Below are 23,345 nucleotides of genomic sequence, written 5' to 3' on the forward strand. Positions count from 1 at the left end.
CTATGGCTAATCAACCGCAACAGGTAAACATCCCTGCCGAATTAAAAAGTCAGCTCCCGATTTTTCAGGTCCTTGGTGATCATCTGCCACAGCAGATGCAGACTCCCGAAGCCAAGAAAAAGATGGCCAGCATTTTCTTCTGGGCACTGATACTGGGTGGTGCCTTCGCATTCTTCAAATACCTCCCGGTCATGCTGGAGTATGCAGCCAAAAGTATCCTGCTGGTAATATTCAGTATTGTGCTGATTGTATTGCTGATGCTGGCACCTAAGATCATCCAGGTATTACACCGCCTGGGAAACACACTGCTGTTTAAAGGAGAAAAAGCAATTATCCGCAATAACCCGATCGAAACATTGCAGATGCTTTCCCGCGATGCCAGAGATACGCTCAAAAAAGTAAAGGCCAAAATTGCGAACGTGGATGGTGTCAGGATCGAAATGATTTCCAGCGGCGAAACTTCTCAGAAGACCGCCCAGGAAAAATATGGCCTGGCAAAAAGATTCACACAGGAAGCGGCCACGCTCGAGGAAAAGAGCAAAACTGAAGCCGGCGCCAGCAACATGGAAAAAGCAAACGCCCTGGCACGTGACGCTAAAGAAACCCGTACTAAAGCTTTCCTGCTGGGAAAAGAAGGAGAGGCGGAAGAACAAAATGCACGCAGCTATGTACAATACGCCAACCAGTTTGCTAAAGTTCTGGAAGTACTGAAAGACAACGAAAGCGCCGCCCGCATTTACGTAAGCACGCTCGACAGCAGTATCTCCATCATCTCCAAAAAGCTGGAAGCGACCCAGAAAATGAAAAACGCTACCGAAGGACTGGCGGAAGTTTTCAATATCAAAGACGGCTGGGTATTCCAGGAAGCTATGAACGCAGCTACCGGCGCTATCAGCCAGAATATCGCTTCCATCAGATCCAACCTGGATTTCCTCGACCAGAACAACAATATCACCGTTGGCGGCGCACCGTCACAAGGTGAACTGGAAGAGTTTATCCGTAAGGTAGACGAAAGAAACCTGAAAGTACTGAACGTAAGCCAGATGGCTGATTCCTACTATGAACTAAAGCCTGAAGAGAAAGTCGACAAAGGCTTCTCTATCATGGACTAATCAAAAACTTAACCCGAAAAAAAAACAAATACAAACTTAAAATGGAAGAAAAATCAACTTGGGCCAGACTCCGTTGGCCAATCAAAGTATTCATCATTGCTCTCCCTATCATCGGCATTGGATACTGGGCCTCAGAAAGCGGAAAGCTGGGTGCTGTAGGCAGCAAGCCAGCCACCGAAACTGATACCGCCGCAGGTAAATCATGGGGCGAAACAGAAAAGTCCGCTTCCTCCAAGTCTAAACCTACTGCTGCTGCCGAACGCCGCACCTTCAACTACGTTCCTGAAAAACCAGTAGAGGGTGAAATGAAAGGCGTGGTGGAAGTAGGAGCCTCCGGCTTCAACTCTTTTGTAATCAACGTAGACAAGCAAAAGCACTGGGAAATAGTATCCAAAGATTTCGGCAAGTCGTTCGTATACGAAGGCATGGCTACTACTGCGGATATCCGTCAGGGTCTGAAGGACTATATCGGTGCTATGTTCGATAAAGGCGTAAAATCCAAAAACGTACATTTCGTAATCAGCTCCGGCGCACAGAAAGAACCTAAGACTGCTGTTATCGCTTCCGAGCTGAAAAAAATGGGCTACATCGTAAACCTGGTAACTGCCGAGCAGGAAGGTAAACTGGCCCTGAAGAGTGTGCTGCCTCCTTCTTACGAAGAAAACTCCTATGTAGTGGATATCGGTTCCGGCAATACAAAAATCTCCTGGATGGAAGGTGGCAGCATCAAATCCGTAGAAGGACCTGGTGCCAAATACTACGAAAAAGAGCTGAAAGATGATGCCGTATACGCCAGCATCAAAGCGCTCGCTGAAAAAGTGCCTGCCTCCAAACGTGAGATCTGCTTCATCATCGGTGGGGTACCTTTCGAACTGGCCAAAGAAATCCGTGATGGCGAAGAACGCTTCACCGTTCTCAACGAGCCAGGTCAGTACAGCTCCGATAAAATCAAGATCAAAAGCGGTCTGAATATCTATAAAGCCATTAAAGACGCTACCAGCTGCGATACCTTTGTGTTCGACTGGGATGCTAACTTTACCATTGGCTTCCTGTTGTCCTTGAAATAAGGATATCGCGATTTGATCACGGCCTGCGGCCGTGATCAAATCGCGATATAAGCGGATGCCGAAGGCATCCGCTTATATCGCAAAAAACTATTCGCACCCAACCCCAATAGCACCAAATCCACTATCTAAAACCTCCCCCAAAAAAGCAACCGTATTTTCCCCCTAAAAAAAAGTAAAAATATCAAGATAACTTCATCAACTTTTTACAGCCCCAATACGTTGATGTATACACGATTGCACTCAAAATAACACGAGTTGTAGCAGAATTTGGTAATAACCAGAAATTAATTCTAACTTTATATTCCCAAATTTTACCACATCTTTTGAACAGCCCTCATTACTTTCGCACAGAAAGTATGTTTGCTTTATTCCTGGTATCATAAAACAACCAATGAAATATTTCTACCAAAGGATTTTTGTTTCGCTGTCATTCGCATCATTACTGTTAGGATCTGCAGCCAAAATACAAGGCCAGTCTTTAAGCAGAACAGGTGCATTGCTCGACCCCTCCTCCACACAGTATTATCAGAATCAGTACCTGGCTAACCCCGCTATGGCTGGTATTGATACCGGTTTCCATTTCAATGCAGCCTATCGCCGCCAGCTGGACGGTATCGATGGCGCACCTACCACCCAGTTCTTTTCCGCCGATGGTTATATCGGCAACAGGATCGGTGGTGGTATTAATGTAATGAATGATAAGGCCGGACTCCTCAACCGTACCCGCATCGCAGCAACGTATGCGTATCACCTCCCGCTGAGCGACAGAGGCAACGCCCTCCATTTTGGGTTGTCCCTGGGGATGAACTTCCAACGCATTGATTATAGCAAGGTGAACGGTGACCCGAACGATCCTTCCGTAAATGCCTTTAACCGTCGTGATGACTACTTCGAGGCTGACTACGGTATGGCCTACACGGACCGGCACTGGACTATCCAGGCATCATTGCCAAACATCCGCTCCACCTTTTCCAATAAGGACTATGTGGGCGCCGATGGTGGGGTGGTGTTCTTCTCCGGCGTGTCTTACAAGTTCCGGCTGGACGGAGTATTCAGCTCCCTGGAGCCGAAAGCATGCTACCGCAGCATTAAAGGGTATGATGGTATTGTGGACCTGGGCGTAAACCTGGGACTGCTCCAGCAGAAACTGAATGTGATGGGACTGTACCATACTTCCGGTACCTATACTGTAGGGGCTGGTTTTTACCTCCTCGATGCAGTGCGACTCAACATTATGTATACCAAACAATCCGGTGGGTATAAGAATTATACCGATGGCGGTTTTGAAGCCGGCCTCACCCTGGACCTGTTTAAATAAGGATATTATAACATCCCGGATATACGAAATGTCCGGGATGTTTACTCCCCAAAGAAAGTCCTTTTCTTTCGTGCGTAGGCCGTTGAAACCAACGCTATAGCCACTTGCAGCCGCTCCTCCCAGCTGCCACTTATCTCTCTGTAAAAAATATTATGCTCCTTTAAAATACGCCGGTGTGCCGCGTCCAGCTCGTCACGCTCCGACTGCTCCAGCCTCGTACCATCCTGATAATATGGTACATCATTGTTGAGATAGAGGTATAAGTCGGCCCGGTTGCTGTCGAAAACAGACGCCGCCAGGTCAAGCCGGGTATCATAAAAATGCAAACCATAAGAAATGGTGATGTATACGTCCGTGTCTATAAATATGAGCGGACTATCACCCTGTACAGCGGCATCGATGCGGGCTGCATGCACGTTGGCCACGGTGTAAAGGTCCTTAACCGTAAACTCATTGGAGTCCGGAATGATATCCCTGGCAGCTTCCTGCACCGCTGTACCATGGAAGTAAGCCGCCAGTTTATCCGTAAGAGTGGACTTGCCGGTAGACTCCGTACCGAGCAATACTACTTTCAATGCCAGTGTAGCTTTTACGGCAGGTGGGAGATAAGACCAGTACGCCGGTAAATTATTCCGGATGAGGGAGGCCGCTACAGGAACCTCACTACGGTCAGGATTAAACGGTAAATGCCGGATGCCCATAAAACCTGCTACATATTCCCCATAAGGTTCCGAGGTAACAAGCAGAGTTACATTCGGAAGTAAGGAACTGAATACTTCCGCCCAGGCGGCAGACACAGTTTCAGAAGCCACCGAAGTATTTGCCAGCTGCTCCTCGTTGTAACTGTAAATGCGTATATCCAGTGCCGTCAGGTCGGCCAGGGTGCTGCTGATCCAGCTTTTTCTTATGGCGGGAGATATTAACTCCGTGTTGCTGCAACACACCAGTATAGTCAGGTGATCGCAGGCAGCACGTGCGAAACGGATCATAGCCTCGTGGCCTTTATGAAAGGGCAAAAATTTTCCGAATACAAATCCTTTAGTCATAAGCATAGTGCCTGTGGCCGGCAAAGTAAAGGAAAAATAAAAAAATACGGTGCCGGCAATACGAATTCACCACTCTTTTTGGTTTATATATCTCCTAAAAGCAACAGCAGAATCTAAAAGTGGTAAAATAAAACAATCCAGGGAGAGGTAGCGTCCGCCAAATTATCAGGTTTTAGTGGGGTAAAATAGCGCCTTCTGTTAAATTTTTAACAGCATTAAATTAATTAGCAAAAACAAACAAGTTATAAATATAGATAATATAAATATATTTATAAAATAACAATTTTTTGTTATTATTTTATACAGCGAAAGTACGGTACATGAAACCTTATGATGTTATTTGAAGAACCCGACTTTATATGCCACAATTATTCCGCGCTATGATTCATATAAAAGAGGAGATATGAATATGAACGATGCCGAATTAATCGAACAATTACAACTCAGCCAGGTACCTGCTTTTGATGGGTTGTATTGGAAATATCATGAAGCGGTATACCGCAATATTTTCAAGTTCGTAAAAGAAGAAACTGTTGCCCAGGACATCCTGCAGGAGGTATTCAGCCGGCTGTGGGAAAAGCGCTATGATCTCAAGGCCGACCAGCCCGTGAGCGGATGGCTCTTCGTGATCAGCTTTAACCTGTCCGTATCACATATCCGAAAGCGGGTGCGCGAATACGCGCTGCAAAAAGACCTGATGGCCATGTCCGATGAAGTAGTGGCAGGTACCGAAAACCTGCAGATACAGGAAGCACAATACAAGCTATTGATGGAAGGAATTGAACAGCTTTCCCCTCGAAGAAAAACCATTATTACTAAATGCAAACTGGAAGGAAAAACCTATGCCGAAGTAGCCGAAGAACTCAATATTTCCCGCCATACTGTGAAAGAACATCTATCCGCAGCCATGTCTATACTCAATGAATATATGCAGCGAAATGGTGAACAGCACTACATCTTACTCCTGTTGCTCTTTCTCAACTTACCGGATAATTTCTGATAAGATTATATGTGGAAATAAAATATATGTGTTTTTTCGGAAAAAAGTTGGGATTCGACCCCTCCATTTTTTAAAACGGGCGTATTTAGTATATAAACCGTCACGATAGTGAATAACAGAAAAGCATATTTACAGCAACTCCTGCATTCAGATAATTGGTCCGCAGAACAATGGAACTGGATGAAAACCTACCTGGATGGGGAAGACCTTTCAGAATTGCAGGCGGTTGCAGCAGAGGACTTTCAGCTGGAACTCACCGAGATGAAATCCACCCTGGACAAGCAAGTATCCGCTGCCATGCTGGCAAAAATTCATCGTCGTGCAGGTATTACCGAAAACCGTTTCCGTGGCCTGTTCACGCTGCGTCGTATCGCGGCTGCCGCCATAGGCCTGCTGGTAATTACTGCTGCTGCGTATATGCTGCTCCGTAATAATAACAATATGCTGATCGTGTCCGCCGATCAGGAACGGAAAACGATCACGCTGCCGGATGGATCAGATGTGGTGCTGGAGAAAGGCGCCAGTATCAGTTACCCGAAAAATTTCGGTGCGCAAACCAGGGAACTTACGCTGAAAGGAGAGGCTTACTTTAATGTGAAAAATGAAGCGAAAGCAGCGTTTACCATCTCCTCAAAATACCTGAAAACAACGGTACTCGGTACATCCTTTAATATGGACGTACGTGATAACGAAGAAGTAAAAGTAGTAGTGATCAGTGGAAAAGTACAGGTAGACCCGCACAATGGTAAGAAAGCTGCCGAAAAAGCGGTGGTACTCACAGCCAACAATGAACTGGTGCTGAACACAAAAACGAACGATATACAATTGATAGATGGAACTGATGATGCCCGATTCTATGCCCAGAAGAGTACTGGTGTATTAAACTATAAAGGTGAGTCTGTAGCAACAGTACTACACGACCTGGAGCGGATTTATAACGTGCCGATACAGGCTGACAAAATCGGCAATTGCAGTTTTATGTTTAAGCTGGACGTTAAAGATGACCTCCTGAAGCAATTAGACCTTATAGCAAAAGCACATTTTGCTAAAATTGTTGAGCTAGATAACGGAAAAGGATTTATGATCACAGGTGGTACCTGCGAATGAAACAAACCAAAATCTATGCGTTAGCCATGCCGTTGTTCCAAACAGAGTTTTGAGTAACAGACAGTAATTTTTTAACGCTATCCATATCAATGCCGGAAAAAAGCGAGTTGTTTTTCCGGACGGGAATATTATGCCCACAACAGATCTTAACCGATTCTTCTCCCTCAGGAAGAGGATGTATATGTTGTTTAGTCAGATTGTTGTTTAGGCGCTTAATGAGATTTATCAACCAGTTTATAAATAAGGACTAACATGATTACGAACAACGCTATTGCTTCCGCCACCGGATAGCGCAATCCATTTTATCTGACAAAAAGATAACTGCATAGCAGCAAACCCGCTATTGCCCGATTCCTGCCAGGAACCGGAACGGGAACCTATTACCCTTAAAGTCTTATCAAAACCGAATTATGTTGAAGAAATTCCGGCCACTACTTTTTTGCCTGATCCTGCTTTTGCCATCCCTGGTGGTACACGCGGCCAACCAGGATCTGCTCGACAAAAAAATTACGATTCAGCTGCGCGATGTGCTGCTGAAAGATGCCCTGGAAAAAATAAGTTCCATCGCAGAAGTATCCTTTGTATATACCAGCAACGATGCACTCAGCGCAAACAAAGTAACCGTAACGGCCACCAATGAAAAGGTAGGAGTCCTGCTGCATAAGCTGTTGTCGCCCTATTCTCTTTCCTTCAGTGTCATGTATGATCGCATTGTTATCCGAAAAGAAAATCACAGCAAAGATATTCCGGCAAAACTCAGTGGATCGCTCTGGCAGATACAGCCCCGCACCACGGATATATACGGCCTGGTAACAGACATTAAACAAATTGCAATACCTGGTGTGACGGTGCTGATCAAAGGAACTTCCAAAGGTACTACCACCAACGATAAAGGGGAGTTTGAATTGAAAAAGGTTCCTGCTGATGCCGTGCTGGTACTGAATTTTACAGGTTTTAAAACAGAGGAGATACCAGTGTCGCAATTCAGCAATGGCCTTAAAAGTATCACCCTCAAAGAAAAACCTACTCACCTGCAGGAAGTAATCGTTACAGGATTTCAGAGTATCGATAAAAGTAAATTCTCCGGTGCCGCTACCCGCCTCAAAGCAGAGGATGTGAAAATTGATGGCCTCACAGACGTAAGCCGGATGCTCGAAGGTCGCGTAGCCGGCGTTGCCATTCAAAACGTTTCCGGCACTTTCGGTACCGCCCCTAAAGTGCGTGTACGTGGTGCCACTTCCATAAATGGTGATAATAAGCCCCTCTGGGTAGTAGATGGCGTAGTGCTGGAAGATGTGGTGAATATCAGCAATGATCAACTCTCCAGCGGTGATCCTACCACGCTGCTGGGCTCTGCCGTTGCCGGCCTCAACTCTAATGATATCGAAAGTTTTGATATCCTGAAAGATGCTGCCGCCACTGCGTTGTACGGTGCCCGTGCCATGAACGGGGTAGTAGTGATCACCACTAAAAAAGGTAAATCCGGCCGCCCCATTGTAGCCTACAGCGGTAACTTCAGCACGCAGCTGAAACCGCAGTACGGTGATTTCAATATCATGAACTCTGCCCAACAAATGTCCGTACTCGCAGAACTGGAAAGAAAAGGTATCCTTACCTCCGACATCCTTTCCCGTGCGGATAATGGCGTGTTCGGCAAACTCTACGAACGCCTCAACGCGGATGATAAAGGTGAGTTTCCCCTGGAAAATACACCCGAAGCCAGAAAGCAGTTTCTGCTCCGCTACGCCAATGCCAATACGGACTGGTTCGACCTGCTCTTTCGCAATAACTTTGTACAGGAGCACTCCCTGAGCATCTCCACCGGTAACGAAAAATCACAATCTTACTTTTCTACCAGCTACTACAGCGATAATGGCTGGACGCTGGCAGACAAGGTAAACCGCTATACGCTTAATTATCGCAATACCTATAAACTCTCTAACCGCCTCACCACCAACTTTTCTACACTCGCTTCCGTGCGTCAGCAGAAAGCACCTGGTGCGCTGAGCCGCAGTAGTAACCCTGTAGAAGGTAAATACGACCGCGATTTCGATATCAACCCTTTCAGCTACTCCCTCAATACCAGCCGTACACTCACCGCCTATGATGAAAACGGGGAACTGGAATATTTCAGGAGAAACTATGCGCCGTTCAACATCATCAATGAACTGGGCAGCAACTACCTCAACCTGAATATGATGGACCTGCGCCTGCAGGGCGACCTCGCCTGGCAGCTGACCAATAACATCCGCTATGAATTCACCGGCGCCATACGCTATGTGAAGTCCAGCCGCGAACATAATATCACCGAAAATTCCAACATGGCCGGCGCTTACCGTGCCAACGACAACGCTACCATTGCAGCCAGAAACCGTTTCCTGTACACGGACCCGGATAATCCTGATGCAGAACCCGTGGTGGTATTGCCTTACGGCGGTTTCTACAACCGCACCGAAGATCAGCTGATCAACTACGATTTCAGAAATGGACTGAACTATAGCGATACCTTTAATACCAAACACCAGCTGAATGTGCTGGTAGGGCAGCAGGTGAAAGCGGCCGACAGACAAGCAGCCTCCAATACCGGCTATGGCTACCAATATGATAACGGCGGGGTGCCTTTCGTGGATTATAAGATACTGAAGCAAACCATCGAGAGCAACTTTCCTTACTACAGCATGGGCCGCGATTTTGACCGCTTTGCTGCTTTTTATGCTACCGCTACCTACGCGTATAATCATAAATACAACGCAACAGTTACCGGTCGCTACGATGGTTCCAACAGACTGGGTATTTCCCGCAAGGCACGCTGGCTGCCTACGTATAGCGGCGCCGTGTCCTGGAACATGGAACAGGAGCCATTCCTGCAAAAATTCAATCACCTCGATTACCTGACGCTGCGCGCGAGCTATGGCCTCACGGCCAGCATGGGCCCTGCTACCAATTCCAATATTGTATTTCAGACCGTGAATACACGCCGCCCACACCTCACCGAAGTGGAGTCCGTGATTCAGCTGGCACACCTGCAAAACGATGACCTTACCTGGGAAAAATTATATACTACCAACCTCGGAGTCGACGGAGGTATGTTCAATGGCCGCATCAACTGGGCCATCGACGCATATACCCGTAAGAGCTTCGACCTCATCAGCAAAATCAAGACATCCGGTATTGGCGGCGAACTCTATAAAGCCGCCAACTACGCGGATATGGACTCTAAAGGCCTGGAAGTAATGATAGGCGGGGAGCCCATCCGAAAAAAAGACTTCAGCTGGAGAACCAATCTCACCTTCGGTTACAACACCAACAAAATTACCAATGCTAAAAACATTCCTGCCATTTTCGACCTCGTAGTGGCAGAAGGAGGTAACATTGAAGGCTACCCGGTGCGCAGCCTGTTTGCGCTCAAATATGAAGACCTCACACATTACGAAGGGGTACCTGAGTTTATTAATGAGAAAGGAGAGCTCGACAAAAACGTGAACCTGCAGGACCTTAAAACAGGCCACCTGGTATATATGGGACCGGTAGATCCACCGGTAACGGGCGGTGTATCCAATACCTTCCGCTATAAAAATCTCTCTTTAAATGTATTTGTGACTTACCAGGCAGGTAATAAAATCCGCCTGGCGCCTGCATTTAAAACCGCTTACTCCGACCTGGACGCCATGCCTAAAGAATTCTATAACAGATGGGCTATGCCGGGAGAAGAAGGTAAAACCGTGATTCCATCTATCCTTGATGTGTTTGAGCAGAGCATGATCTGGGGCAGCTATCCATACAATAACTATAACTACTCTACGGAGCGTGTAGCCAGCGGTGATTTTGTGCGACTGAAAACTGTTTCGCTGACCTATGCCTTGCCAGCTGCCAAAGCAAAATGGATTGGCTTCAACAGCCTGTCCTTCACAGGTGCGGCCATCAACCCATGGCTCATTTATGCGGATGAAAAACTGCAGGGCCAGGACCCGGAATTTTTCAACTCCGGTGGTGTGGCACAGCCTATTCAGAAACAGTTCACTTTCTCCATTAAAGCAGGCCTCTAAACATTATGACTATGAATCTGAAACCTACTATATATAAACGTGCAGCCGTAGCCGTAACAGTTGCTTTACTGCTCACTACCGGCTGTACCAAATTCCTGGAACAACAACCGGACAGCACCTGGACGGCACTCGATACACCACAAAAAGTTGCAAAGCTGCTGGGTACCGCCTATCCGCAATCCAGCTATATCGTGATGTGTGAGTCGAAATCAGATAATGTGGCAGACAAAGGTATAGGAGAGTCTGAGCGCCCCAACAGCGATTCCTACCTTTTCCAGGATGTGCAATCCATTGAAGAGGATTCCCCGGAAGCTTACTGGGCTGCTTCCTACACGGCCATTGCAGCGGCCAACCAGGCACTGAAAGCCTGCGCGGAAGCTGCTGACAGCACCCTTTATTCGGCGCAGAAAGGAGAGGCCCTTGTAGCAAGAGCGTACGCACACTTTATGCTCGTCAATATCTTCTCCCATATATATGACCCGGCTACAGCAGCCAGCAACCCGGGAATACCGTATGTAACCGAGCCGGAAACAGTTGTGCATAAGCAATATGAAAGAAAGACGGTAGCATATGTGTATGAGATGATTGAAAAAGACCTGTTGGCCGGGCTGCCGCTTATCCAGGATGAAGCGTATACGGTAGACCGTTATCATTTCAATCGCCTGGCGGCCTATGCTTTTGCGACGCGCTTCTATCTCTTTAAAAAAGATTATCAGAAAGTGCTTTATTATGCTGAGCAGGCATTCCCCGGTGATCAGCTGAGCCTGCACATGCGCCCCTGGAATTCGAAGTATAATAATATGTCGCCCGCTCAAATCCGCGACCTGTACGCCAACGCTGCCGAAGACGCCAACCTGTTGATTGTGGAAACCAAATCCCTCGCAGGCAGGTACATGGGCCGCTATCGGTACGACCTGTCGTTTGCCAAAGAAGTGGAGATACTCGGCAACAACATAACCGGTGGGCGATGGGCTTACCCGGTGTACTATTATGGTAACCAGGACTACTTCGTGCCTAAAAATACCGAATACTTCGTTAAAAATTCCGTGAACGCTACCATAGGCCAGCCATATGTCATGAACGTGCTGTTTACCACAGAAGAAGTGATGTTTAACAGGGCAGAAGCCAATGCCTGGCTGGGTAATTACACGGAGGTCCTGAAAGATCTCAACCTGTTTGCCAGCAAACGCATCACCAATTACAACGCTGCTACACACGCGATCACGATGGCGCGCATGCAAAACCGTTATGGTACTGCCGATCAGCGGATCGCCAGCCTGGAAACTATCCTCAGCTTCAAAAGAGCCGAGTATGTGCAGGAAGGTATGCGCTGGTTTGATATGCTACGCTATGGTATGACAGTAACGCATACACGCATTAACGGGGCTGACCTGGTGCTTAAACCCGGTGATGACCAATGCACCTTTCAGCTGCCGCAATCTGTTGCCAACAGCGGGCTGGAACTAAACCCGAGAAAATAATTTCTGTATCAACCAATATCTCTTGACTATGTTGAAAATCAAATGGCTCCTCCTGATACTTTCAATTTGCTGCATGATGAGCTGCAGCAAAGAGGATGATATGGAACTGGTAGCGGATATACCGGGCCTCGGTGGCGACACCTGGAAGCCCGGCCCACTGGATAAATACCTCTACGACACCCTCACCGTTCCGTTTAACATCGCCGTGAAATACAAATGGGATCAGTTTGAGTTTGAAGTAAACAAAACACTGGTGCCGCCTAAAGAAGAAAAAATCATTCCGGCTATCGATGCTATCCGTAAAGTGTGGATTAACCCTTACATCGCGGAAGCAGATTCATTATTCTTTATCAAGTACTGTCCCAAGTTCCTGATTCTTTCCGGGAGCGCCAGCTGGAACAGTAACGGGACTATCACCCTCGGTACTGCCGAAGGGGGCCGCAAGGTAGTACTCTATGTGCTGAATGAGTTTCGCATCAAAGGCATGCCGGGCTATAAGTTCTCTGACTCTTCCACAGTAAAACAAATGTTCCATGTGATCGAACACGAGTTCGGACACATCCTGCATCAGAACATCATGTACCCGGTAGAATACAAACGGATTAATCCGGGCTTGTACACGGGCAACTGGAACAATATTTCCGATGCGGAAGCCAATCGCGATGGCTTTGTGACCGCCTATGCCATGAGTGGTTTTGATGATGATTTTGTGGAGATGATAGCCATCATGCTGGTAGAGGGCAAGTCCGGGTTTGATAAAATCGTTAACAGCATCCCTGCCGGCAGTAGTGTGAACGGGACGTCACAGGCAGCAGCCAAAGCCTATCTACGTGCCAAAGAGGCGATGGTAGTCAACTACTTCAACAAGGTATGGAACATCGACTTCTATAGTCTGCAATCACGTACCAGAACCGAAATCGAAAAATTACTCTACTAAATCGCAGCAGATGAAAAAAATTATTTACAGCCTGTTAATAGGAATGATAGCCCTCTCTGCTTGTAAGAAGGAAATGGACCCGGTGTTTCATGAGTCCATCGATCAGCGGCTGAAAGATACGCTGGACAACTATCAGCGCATCCTGATGACTGCGGAATTCGGCTGGAACACGCTGGTATTCCCGCTGCAGGGCGGCGCTTATAGTTTCTACATGAAGTTTACGGACAGCAACCGTGTGCAGATGTTTGCAGACTTTTCCCTGGAAAGCAGCAACCAGATGCAGGAGAGCAGCTGGCGTTTGAAAGCCCTGCAACAGCCAAGCCTGTTGTTTGATACGTATTCTTACCTCCATGAGCTGAGTGATCCGGATGGGAGTGTAAATGGTGGGATTGATGGTGCCGGTCTGCAATCCGATTTTGAATTCGCGTTCGACGGGGTGTATGGCGATACCGTTAAGCTGCGGGGCCGCTTCAACCACACCACCGCCTATATGGTAAAGGCTACCCGGGCCGATCAGGATGCACATTATGCACAGCAGGTACAGCGCACGTTTGACCGCATCGGTTCCCTGCAAACTTTCTTTGCGCGCTTATCATCTTCCGAAACAAAATGTGACCTGCAGGTAGATGTTGCCAGTCACCGCATGCTCATTGGATGGGAAGAAGCAGGCAAATACAAAATATTTACCAGCAACTACTACTATACCACCAACGGTATAGGCCTGGCTAATCCGTATGCAGATACGGTTAAACTGCCGTTTACCAAACTGGATGGCGCCACCTGGAATAATGGTACCCTCAGCTGTAACATAGACGGTAAATCCGCCACGATTGCAGAAACCGTACTGCCGTTACAGGTAGACACTGCCGCCCCACGTAAATGGTACAACGAAGCACTGGAAGCGGGCGACTACTGGCAAACCTTTAATGGCTGGCATATCAATGGGGTAGAGGATGCCTATAACGTGCATAGCACTTCCCGCTATTATTCGTTTGGCTACTGGCCGCAGTATGAAGAGGATATTGACCTGCTGCCTTGGATCGTGGTAAATGCTGCCGGCACCGGCTTAACCTATTCCTATGGAGTTGGCTTCGACGGCCCTCCGCGGTTCGACGCAAACGGATTCCTTTACTTCTCCATTTATGGAGAATTAGGAACACGCCCAAGTCCTTTCACACCTGTAGCCAATACCCTCAACAAGTTTGCAGATCCCGGCGGCTACTACCTGGTGAAGTTTGCCGAAAAAGTCTATTACATGGTCAGCGCTACTACGGGTAAATCCTGGATAGCCTGGTACAGATAATTGTATTGCGAATTCCCAAACAAAATGAAATGAAAAAATTTACGCTAATTCTCCTGAGCATCTTCCTGCTGCTGATAGCCCCCCGGCTATCGGCGCAGGTCGATATTCGTATAGGGAACAACACCACGGGGAACGGTGCCACCACCTACCCCTGTCCCTTGCAGGACCGCTATGAAGGCTCCAAAGCCCAGTACCTGTACCTGGCTTCGGAACTGCATGCCGCCGGCATGCAGGCCGGTTATATCAGCGGGGTCAAGTTCTTTGTAATTTCCATGGGAACGGCCGGCCTCATCGAAGGCTATTCCATTAAGATGGGAGCTACCAGTATAGCTACACTCGATGCTACCTCCTGGCTGCCCACTTCGTTTATTGGTCGCACCGGCGCCGATTACACGCCCATAGCCGGTTGGAATAACTTCGCGTTTCCCTCCGGTTTTTTCTGGAATGGTACCGACAACGTGGTACTGGAAATGTGTAACGGCGAGAGTGTATTGTCTCCCGGTGTTACCTACACCAACAATCCTGTTGTAGGATGGACCACCGGGCTGCCTTTCAATGCCACTCATACCTACCGGATCGATAACATAGCCGATCTGTGTGCTACCACCACTACCACGAATACGGGCACCATGACTACCCGGCCGGATGTGACCTTCAGCTGGACGCCTGCCACTGCATGTACAGGCGCGCCCACCGCAGGCACCGCCACTGCCAGTGTGTCCAGCACCTGTGCTGCTACCGGCTTTAGTCTCACTTTGAGCGGCGGTACAGTAGCTACCGGTATCAAATACCAATGGCAAAGTTCTACAGATGGTACCACCTGGAACAACATGCCCAATGATACCCTGTCCACCATCACCACCACACAAATGGTGACCAGCAGCTACCGCTGCGTAGTAACCTGCGAAGGTTCCGCGCTCAGCGACAATTCAACTCCTGTGCAGGTAACCAGTCCGGCATTGGTAACGGGCGATTACACCATCAACCAAAACGCCCCTGCCGGCGGACGTAACTTCCAATCCTTCAACGACGCCTACAACTACATTAAATGCGGTATCAGCGGTCCCGTAAGATTTGAAGTAGTGGCCGGAAGCGGTACCTACAACGAACAGCTGATGTTTACACCTGTTCCCGGCGCCTCCGCCACCAATACTATTACTTTTTACGGTCATGGCAGCGATACGCTGACTTTTGCAGGTACAACTTCCAGCCGTGCCATCATAAAACTGGATAATGCAGACTATTTTACTTTCAAAGACCTGGTGCTGAAAACCACCGGTACCTACGGATGGGGTTTCCATCTGCAAAACGATGCGGACAACAATACCATCAACGGCTGTACGCTGGTGATTGATACCGCCGCTACCAGCACCAATTTCGCGGGTATCGTTATTACCACCTCCAATACCTCCGCCACTACTACCGGCGATAATTCTGTTGACACACTGAACATCATTAATAACACCATCATTGGTGGATATTATAGCATCACTTCTATGGGTGGCGCCACCATTCCAAACCTGGACATCAATATTAAAAACAATAAGCTCCGGGATTTCTATCAGTATGGCATTTACTTCAATGGCAACTCCCGGCTTACCGTGGAGGATAATATCATCAGCAGACCGGTGCGCCGCGTCACTACTACGTTTTATGGTATATATGCCACGGGGATGAATACACGCTGTTTGATTACATCCAACCGGATCACCAATCCGTTTGGTGCCAATCCTACCAGCACCTCATCCGCATATGGTATTTACTTTACCAACCTGGATGCCTATGCCGGGCTGGAAAATACTATTTCCAACAACCTGATGTATAAATACAGCGGTGTAGGAAATGCCTATGGTATTTACCTCAGCGATGCACATAACAACTGGTATTATCATAACACTATTTCCATTGATGGAGCTGCTACCGCCACTACTACGTATAACCACTACGGTATTTACGTAGGCACCAAATCGGATGGCAATCAGTTTTTCAATAACCTCGTATCTGTCACCAGGAGCGGGGGAGGAAATAAGTATGGTATTTATTTTAATACCACTACCAGCCTGGTTACCGGAAATAATAACATCTATTACAACGGCGCCAGTGACGGCAATAACTATGTAGGTTACTGGGGTGCCGCAAAAGCGCTGCTGGCCGACTGGCAGGCAGCAGCTGCCATGGATACCAACTCCTATGTGACCAATCCTATATTCAGGGATACTCTTAATGGAGACTTTACACCAAACAATGCTTCTGTTAATAACCTGGGCACACCGATATCACTCGTAACGGTGGATATCCTGGACGTACCGCGCAGCACCACCACTCCTGATATTGGTGCGTATGAGTTTACACCGCCACCATGTGCGGTGCCGCCAACGCCCGGTATTTCCGTGGTAGATAAAACGCCGGTATGTTTTGATAACAAGGTGTCGCTCTCCCTTCAGGGGAATACTATAGGCGATACCCAAACCTACCAATGGCAAACCGCTACTGATGCCGCAGGGCCGTTTACCAACCTGGGCGCTGCCCTTACCAATCCGGATACGATTATCGCCATGACGGCTACCACCTGGTTCCGCGCTGCAGTTACCTGCTCCGGTAATACAGCGTATTCCACGCCGGTATTGGTTACCGTAAATCCGGCACTCGCCGCCGGTCGTTATTCGATTGATAAATCGCAGCCAGCCAGTGCTACCAACTTCATCAGCTTCAATGCTGCAAAAGAAGCCATGGCATGTGGTATCGCCGGATCAGTAGTGTTTGATGTGGTTGCCGGCACCGGACCGTATGTAGAGCAGCTGATCCTGGATTCTATTCCGGGCGTATCTGCTACCAGCACCATCACGTTTAACGGTAATGGCAACACGATCTCCTTTACCGGACAAACCAGTGACGACAGAGCCACGATTAAACTACGTGGGCTCGATCACGTTACCTTCGACAGCCTGATCGTGGATGCCCGTGGAACTACCTATGGTTATGGATTCCAGCTGTATAATAATGCGGACAGCATTACTATCAGCCGCTGTACCGTCCTCACAGATGTAGCTTCCACCAGCAGCAATTATAGCGGTATTGTGGTGAGTGGTGCTGAAACCAGTCCTACTGCTACTACCAACGCTAAAAGTGACGGTCTGAAAATTTTGAATAATACCGTTACTGGTGGTTACTATGGTATCATCGTTTATGGCGATGCTACCACCTACAGTAATAATAACACCATCACCGGAAATATTGTAAACGACTGGTATTCCAATGGTATCCTGGTCAATAACAATAAGAATGTACTGATTGATAAGAATGACCTGAGCAGACCGGTACGTACCAACAGTACCACTGCGGAAGCGATTTCTGTGGAGAATTCAACAGGTGCAGTAGTGGTAAGCAGCAACAGGGTGCATGATCTGTTTGCCGCTTCTACTTCCACCTCTACCTCTTATGCTATCCGTATTTATTATACAGACGGTACCGCTGCTGTGCCGGTAAAAGTGATCAATAACCTGATATACCGCAACACCGGTGGTTCAGGTTATGGCCTGTACAGCAGCAATTCCCCGTTTGTACAATGGCTGCATAACACCGTGGTATACGATGACAATGCTGCCTCTACATCAACTTTATATGGTTTTTACCATACCGGTGCTGTCACAGATGTATATGTAGAAAACAATATTTTCAAAATCAGCAGAGCAGGCACTGGTACCCGTTATGGCATGTATTTCAGCACCGCCGGGGTGGTGAAATCAGACTATAATCACCTGTATGTTAAAGGTGCAGGTAATGCCTACACGGGCTATTCCGGTGGAGCATACACTACACTGGATGCATGGCGCACGGGTATTAAACTGGATAGCAACTCTATTGACATAGAACCCATATTTGCAGACCCTGGCAATGGTAATTACGAGCCGGCAATATCTCCCATGGATAACCGTGGTAAACCTGCCGGTGTAACTACTGATATCCGCGATGCCGCCAGAAGTACCACCACACCGGATATGGGCGCTTACGAATTCACGCTGCCGGATTGTACTACGCCAATAGTGCCAGGAACTGCAGTAGTGACGCCTAATACACCGCTGTGTATGGGTAATATGCTCACGCTGAACCTGACGGGCAACAGCAGGGGAGGTAAGCAAACCTACCAGTGGTTCCGCTCTTACAGTGCTGCCGGGCCATGGGATTCCGCCGGTACTTCACAGTATGTGCCGTTGATCAATACGGAACTTACCACGAAGAAATATTTCCGCTGCATGATCGTTTGCGGTGGCACTGATACCGCTTACTCCAGCGTGGTGATGGCCAACATGAATGATCCGTTGCTGAAAGGGGTGTATTCCATCGATCCTTCACAACCTGCCAGCACCACTAACTTCCAGTCGTTTACTGCAGCAGCACAAAAACTTGAATGTGGTATAGCCGGTTCCGTTACTTTCGAAGCAGTACCTGGCGTTTATACTGAACAGGTAGTCATCCGCAGGGTGCCAGGTGCTACGGATACCAGTCGCGTAACGTTTACCAGCAAAGCTTACAATGCTGCCAGCGTAACCCTTTCCGCTGCTGGTACTGCCGCACAAAACTATGTGGTGTTACTGGATTCGTCCAGCTATATTACCTGGAAAAATATTACCATAAAACCGCTGACCGATTCGTTTAGCCGTGGGGTAGTATTTGCTAAAGGAGCTGCGTACGACAGCGTGGCCAACATGATCATCGACCTGCCGGTAGCCAATAATACGACCACTGCCAAAGCAGGTATTTTTGGAGATGGCGTGTACGGGGCGCACAATTCCCTCGTAAGTAATACCATTACCAATGGCTCTTCCGGTATCTACTGGCTCAACACCACTTCCAACCAGGGCCCATGGCTGCGCGTGGAGAAAAATACCGTGAAAAACAGTCACGACTACGGTATCTATACCGCCTATACGTACCACACGGTAGTAGCGGAAAATACCGTGGAATTTACCGGCAACACTATGGGCACAAACGGTTATGGTATTTATAACTACTATACCGATTCTACACTGGTACTGGCCCGCAATAACGTTAATGTAACCGGCATTGCCACCCGTGTGTATGGTATCTATCTCTTTGTCCCTGATATTTTTGTGGGTAGGGGAGATGTTACCGCCAACAAGATCACGATGCGCGGGAATACCGGTGATATCACTGGTTTACTGGCCGATGAGGGTGACCAGTGTACGATCTCCAATAACGTGATTAACATACAAACCACCGGAGCAAGCTCTTATGGCCTCTACAGTGATGGTTGTGATAACACGAACATTTACAACAATACTATTCTCAACAGCTCCCGCAGTACTGCCAACAACTACGCGGCTTACTTTGTAGGCTACGCCAGCGATGGTAACCTGAAGGTGAAAAATAACATCTTCGCACATGATAGCAGTGGTCGCGCTGTTTATTACAACAACAGTGACTATGTGATTGCTGACTACAATAACCTGTATACCAACGGTACCGTATTGATCCGCAATAATACACCTGCGGCTGATTACGCGACCCTGCCTGCCTTCCTGACAGCCAGGATGCAGGAGCAGAGCGGTATCGTGTATAAGCCAGCCCTGATCAGTAATACTGACCTGCGTCCGGATGTAAACAACCCGGAGGTATGGGCTATCCATGGTCGCGGTGTACAGGCGCCGGATAATACCACTGATATCAATGGCAATCCACGCCCGGCAGCACTTACAGCAGGTGTTCCGGATATGGGTGCCTACGAATTTGTGCCACAGGTAATACCTCCGGTGCTGCCAGCCACACCAGCTGCAGCAGCGCCAGGTACCACACAAACCTGGATGTTCGGTACCGATACCGTTGCCAAAATAACCTGGAAAACAGGAGTGAACACTCCAACGGACCTGACTATACGCAGATACTCCGGCGTGAAACCTCCGAATGCCAAGGATTCTGCCTATATGTATTTTTATACAGATGTAGATGCTAATCCGAACGCAACGAACTATGATTTCCTGATCAACCAGTTTTATGTGGACTCCTGGCAGGGCTTCATCAAGAGTCAGAAGATGATCAGGCTCGCGATGACAGATACTGCCAAAGCCTGGTGGACGGACTCCCTCAGCGTGGTAAACGCCAACGCGAATGTAATCACAGACAGCATCGTGCATTACATGGACTACTTCACCGGTATGGAAATCGACAACGGGCCTTCCAGGCAGCTCATGGAGCCATCAGACAGCTCCAACAGAGGTACGAAGTTCTGGGTGGCCTATGGGCATCACCAGTTCTTTGGTACTACAAATACCCAGGACATGGTGCTGTACTTCAATGCACACCAGGCTGCCAATGTTACCGTGCGTATCAATGGTACTTCTTACGAAAGACTATACCAGGTACCGGCCAATACCGCCATCACATCGGAGATCATCCCTAAAATCGGTGCATTTGATGCCCGCCTGATGGATGAAGGCCTCAGTGACCGCGGTATCAGCATCGAAAGTGATGTGCCTATCGAAGCATACGCCCATATCTACGGTAGTGCATCTTCCGGTGCTACCATGCTGCTGCCGGTAGGTACCTATGGCTATGACTACGCCACGCTGCAAACGCGCCAGTACTATTCTTCCAATTGTTATTCCTGGTTCTATGTGGTGGCGCATTACGACAATACCACAGTGGAAGTAACCCCGGCAGCGCCTACACGCGCAGGCCGCCCTGCCAACGTACCGTTTACCGTTACCCTCATGAAAGGGGAAGTATACCAGGTGCTCGGCGCCATCAAATCCGGTTCAGAAGGATATGATCTGACAGGTAGCCATGTACGCTCTATCCAGAACAGCGCAGGTAATTGCTACCCTGTGGCGGTGTTCTCCGGAAGTAGCCGTACCAGCCTGGCCTGTACCGGCAACAGCGGCGGTGGAGATAATATGATCCAGCAAAACTTCCCGTCGCAGGCATGGGGTCGTAAATACCTCACCAGCCCGATGGCGGCTAACACCGCAGCTACTAATCTGCTCACCAATATCTATCGCGTAGTAGTAAAGGATACGGCTACCAAGGTAACCGTTAATGGCTCAAGACTCAATGGACTGATCAATAAGCTGTATTACGAATACCAGAGCGGTACTGCTGATGTTATTGAAGCAGATCAACCAATCATGGTGGCGCAGTATATGCCTTCCAGTGGCGAATGTACCAGCGGCAGCACCCTGGATGGTGACCCTGAAATGGTGTATATCAGCCCGGTAGAACAAGGTATTAACAACATCGGATTCTACCGCAATACAGAAGAAGCCATTCGTGTAAATTATCTCAACGTTATTATCCCGACACCAGGCTTAAGCTCCCTGCGGATCGATGGTTCTAATGTATTCGACCATACCTATCCACACCCTAACGCTGCCGGATATACGGTAGTAATGAAGCGCTGGGGCGCAACGGCAGGGCCTAGCACGGTCACTTCCGACTCCGCATTCACCGCTATTATTTACGGGGAAGGTTCAGTAGAAAGTTACGGTTACAACGCCGGTACGCTGGTGAAAAACCTGAACATCCTGAACTCCTATACCAACGTAAATAATCCGGCAGCTACTTCTAACGACTATACCTGCGCCAAAACACCATTCCGTTTCTCCATGCTCATACAGGTGAAACCTAATGAAATTGTTTGGAAGCTCAGCGAAGTGCCTAACCTCACGCCGCATGCAGATATAGTGACGAAAAATCCGGTGCCGGTAGATTCTATCTCCGTAAATGGCAGAACCTACTACCGCTATGTACTGGATTCCAATTACGTGTTCAGCACACCGGGTATGTATTATGTGCCTATCCGCATCACACACCCTGCCTTCGAAAGTTGTAACAATACCTTCGAAAGCGTACTAACGGTGAAGGTTATACCAGCGCCGGTAGTAGAAATTACCACCCAATACACCAACTGTATCAACGACCTGGCCACCTTCAACGGCAGCGCTACCACCAGCAATGGCGTAGGCATCGCTAAATGGAAGTGGGAGTTCAGCGATACCATCATGGCAGTACGGCAGGACACCGCCAGGTATTTCAAAACACCAGGCACCAAACAGGTGAAACTTAGCATTATTGCGGATGAAGGTTGTATAGGGGATACTACCGTGAACGTAGAAGTATTCGAACCTAAACCATTTGTACTGGTACAGGATTCTGTTATGACCTGCGAAGGAAACAATGTCACCTTCCAGGTGAAAGATCCGCAGCCAAACGCACAGTACACCTGGTACGATGCACCTACCGGCGGCACGCTGCTGCACTCCGGTACCGACTATACGATTGCCGGTGTCACCACTGATACCGTAGTGTATGTAGAAAGCAGCAGTCAGGGTTGTTCCGGCGGTGCGCGGGTACGTGGTGTAGTGAAAGTAACACCTCCTCTCACCAAGCCTGTGGTGACAGTGGATTCTATCGGGGTACACTTCATGCACTTTAAGTGGAATGCAGTGCCTTATGCCACCGGTTACATGGTATCTGCCGATGGTGGTAACACCTGGGTAAATCCATCCAGCGGTCCGGAAGGCCTTACCCACGCACTCACCGGGCTGGAGCCGGTTACGGACTACTCCCTGATCGTAAAAGCACTGGGCTGTGAAGAACAGCTGTCAGATCCTGCCGGCGGTAAAACACTGCCAGACGGCATCTTCATTCCAAACACTTTCACGCCTAACAACGATGGTAAAAACGATGTGCTCCTCGTGTATGGTTACATCATCAACACCATGCACCTGACCATCTTCAACCAATGGGGTGAAAAAGTATTTGAAACCATGAATCAACAGCAGGGATGGGATGGATCATACAAGGGTAAAGCGCTGCCATCAGGTGTATACATCTATGTGAGCCGCTTTACACTAACGGATGGTACAGTGACAGAAAGGAAAGGAGTCATAAATCTGATTCGCTAATGATGCA

11 protein-coding genes are annotated in these 23,345 nt (G+C 48.3%); 10 read left to right on the top strand and 1 reads right to left on the bottom strand.

Annotation, left to right across the window (positions count from 1 at the left end):
* Positions 1-2 precede the first annotated feature (2 nt).
* The 3 genes from KW844_RS09210 to KW844_RS09220 all read left to right on the top strand — a co-directional run bounded on the left by KW844_RS09210 (position 3) and on the right by KW844_RS09220 (position 3,497).
* Entirely contained in the window at positions 3-1,112 is a 1,110-nt protein-coding gene (locus KW844_RS09210; protein WP_218376435.1) for a hypothetical protein, read from the top strand.
* A 41-nt stretch (positions 1,113-1,153) separates the two neighbouring features.
* Positions 1,154-2,179 carry a hypothetical protein gene (locus KW844_RS09215; RefSeq protein ID WP_218376436.1) on the top strand — a complete coding sequence of 342 codons (1,026 nt, stop codon included), beginning with the start codon at positions 1,154-1,156 and terminating at the stop codon, positions 2,177-2,179.
* 391 nt (positions 2,180-2,570) lie between these two features.
* Positions 2,571-3,497 (top strand): PorP/SprF family type IX secretion system membrane protein, encoded by a 927-nt coding sequence (locus tag KW844_RS09220; protein WP_218376437.1) that lies wholly within the window; start codon positions 2,571-2,573, stop codon positions 3,495-3,497.
* A gap of 41 nt (positions 3,498-3,538) precedes the next feature.
* Here the strand turns inward: KW844_RS09220 and KW844_RS09225 are convergent, their stop codons facing one another.
* On the bottom strand, positions 3,539-4,549 hold the full coding sequence (locus tag KW844_RS09225; RefSeq protein WP_370626489.1) for an AAA family ATPase: 1,011 nt from the start codon (positions 4,547-4,549) through the stop codon (positions 3,539-3,541).
* A 397-nt stretch (positions 4,550-4,946) separates the two neighbouring features.
* Between KW844_RS09225 and KW844_RS09230 the strand changes: the two genes are divergently transcribed.
* The 7 genes from KW844_RS09230 to KW844_RS09260 all read left to right on the top strand — a co-directional run bounded on the left by KW844_RS09230 (position 4,947) and on the right by KW844_RS09260 (position 23,338).
* Entirely contained in the window at positions 4,947-5,543 is a 597-nt protein-coding gene (locus KW844_RS09230; RefSeq protein WP_218376439.1) for an RNA polymerase sigma factor, read from the top strand.
* Between the two features lie 108 nt (positions 5,544-5,651).
* Complete coding sequence (locus tag KW844_RS09235) at positions 5,652-6,650, top strand: FecR family protein (RefSeq protein ID WP_218376440.1); 999 nt, start codon at positions 5,652-5,654, stop codon at positions 6,648-6,650.
* Positions 6,651-7,060: 410 nt separating this feature from the next.
* Positions 7,061-10,696, top strand: coding sequence for a SusC/RagA family TonB-linked outer membrane protein (locus KW844_RS09240; protein WP_218376441.1), 3,636 nt, complete (start codon positions 7,061-7,063; stop codon positions 10,694-10,696).
* An 11-nt stretch (positions 10,697-10,707) separates the two neighbouring features.
* Positions 10,708-12,177 (top strand): RagB/SusD family nutrient uptake outer membrane protein, encoded by a 1,470-nt coding sequence (locus KW844_RS09245; protein ID WP_218376442.1) that lies wholly within the window; start codon positions 10,708-10,710, stop codon positions 12,175-12,177.
* 28 nt (positions 12,178-12,205) lie between these two features.
* On the top strand, positions 12,206-13,114 hold the full coding sequence (locus KW844_RS09250; protein WP_218376443.1) for a putative zinc-binding metallopeptidase: 909 nt from the start codon (positions 12,206-12,208) through the stop codon (positions 13,112-13,114).
* Between the two features lie 10 nt (positions 13,115-13,124).
* Entirely contained in the window at positions 13,125-14,417 is a 1,293-nt protein-coding gene (locus tag KW844_RS09255) for a DUF4302 domain-containing protein (protein ID WP_218376444.1), read from the top strand.
* A gap of 29 nt (positions 14,418-14,446) precedes the next feature.
* Positions 14,447-23,338, top strand: a complete 8,892-nt coding sequence (locus KW844_RS09260; RefSeq protein WP_218376445.1) for a gliding motility-associated C-terminal domain-containing protein — start codon at positions 14,447-14,449, stop codon at positions 23,336-23,338.
* The last annotated feature ends 7 nt before the right edge of the window (positions 23,339-23,345 follow it).

The organism is Chitinophaga sp. sic0106 (assembly GCF_019219075.1).
In the GTDB taxonomy this organism is placed as follows: Bacteria; Bacteroidota; Bacteroidia; order Chitinophagales; family Chitinophagaceae; genus Chitinophaga.

Coding starts and splice junctions, on each gene's coding strand:
- KW844_RS09210 (WP_218376435.1), top strand. CDS start 3: ATGGCTAATCAACCGCAACAGGTAAACATCCCTGCCGAATTAAAAAGT.
- KW844_RS09215 (WP_218376436.1), top strand. CDS start 1,154: ATGGAAGAAAAATCAACTTGGGCCAGACTCCGTTGGCCAATCAAAGTA.
- KW844_RS09220 (WP_218376437.1), top strand. CDS start 2,571: ATGAAATATTTCTACCAAAGGATTTTTGTTTCGCTGTCATTCGCATCA.
- KW844_RS09225 (WP_370626489.1), bottom strand. CDS start 4,549: ATGCTTATGACTAAAGGATTTGTATTCGGAAAATTTTTGCCCTTTCAT.
- KW844_RS09230 (WP_218376439.1), top strand. CDS start 4,947: ATGAATATGAACGATGCCGAATTAATCGAACAATTACAACTCAGCCAG.
- KW844_RS09240 (WP_218376441.1), top strand. CDS start 7,061: ATGTTGAAGAAATTCCGGCCACTACTTTTTTGCCTGATCCTGCTTTTG.
- KW844_RS09245 (WP_218376442.1), top strand. CDS start 10,708: ATGAATCTGAAACCTACTATATATAAACGTGCAGCCGTAGCCGTAACA.
- KW844_RS09250 (WP_218376443.1), top strand. CDS start 12,206: ATGTTGAAAATCAAATGGCTCCTCCTGATACTTTCAATTTGCTGCATG.
- KW844_RS09255 (WP_218376444.1), top strand. CDS start 13,125: ATGAAAAAAATTATTTACAGCCTGTTAATAGGAATGATAGCCCTCTCT.
- KW844_RS09260 (WP_218376445.1), top strand. CDS start 14,447: ATGAAAAAATTTACGCTAATTCTCCTGAGCATCTTCCTGCTGCTGATA.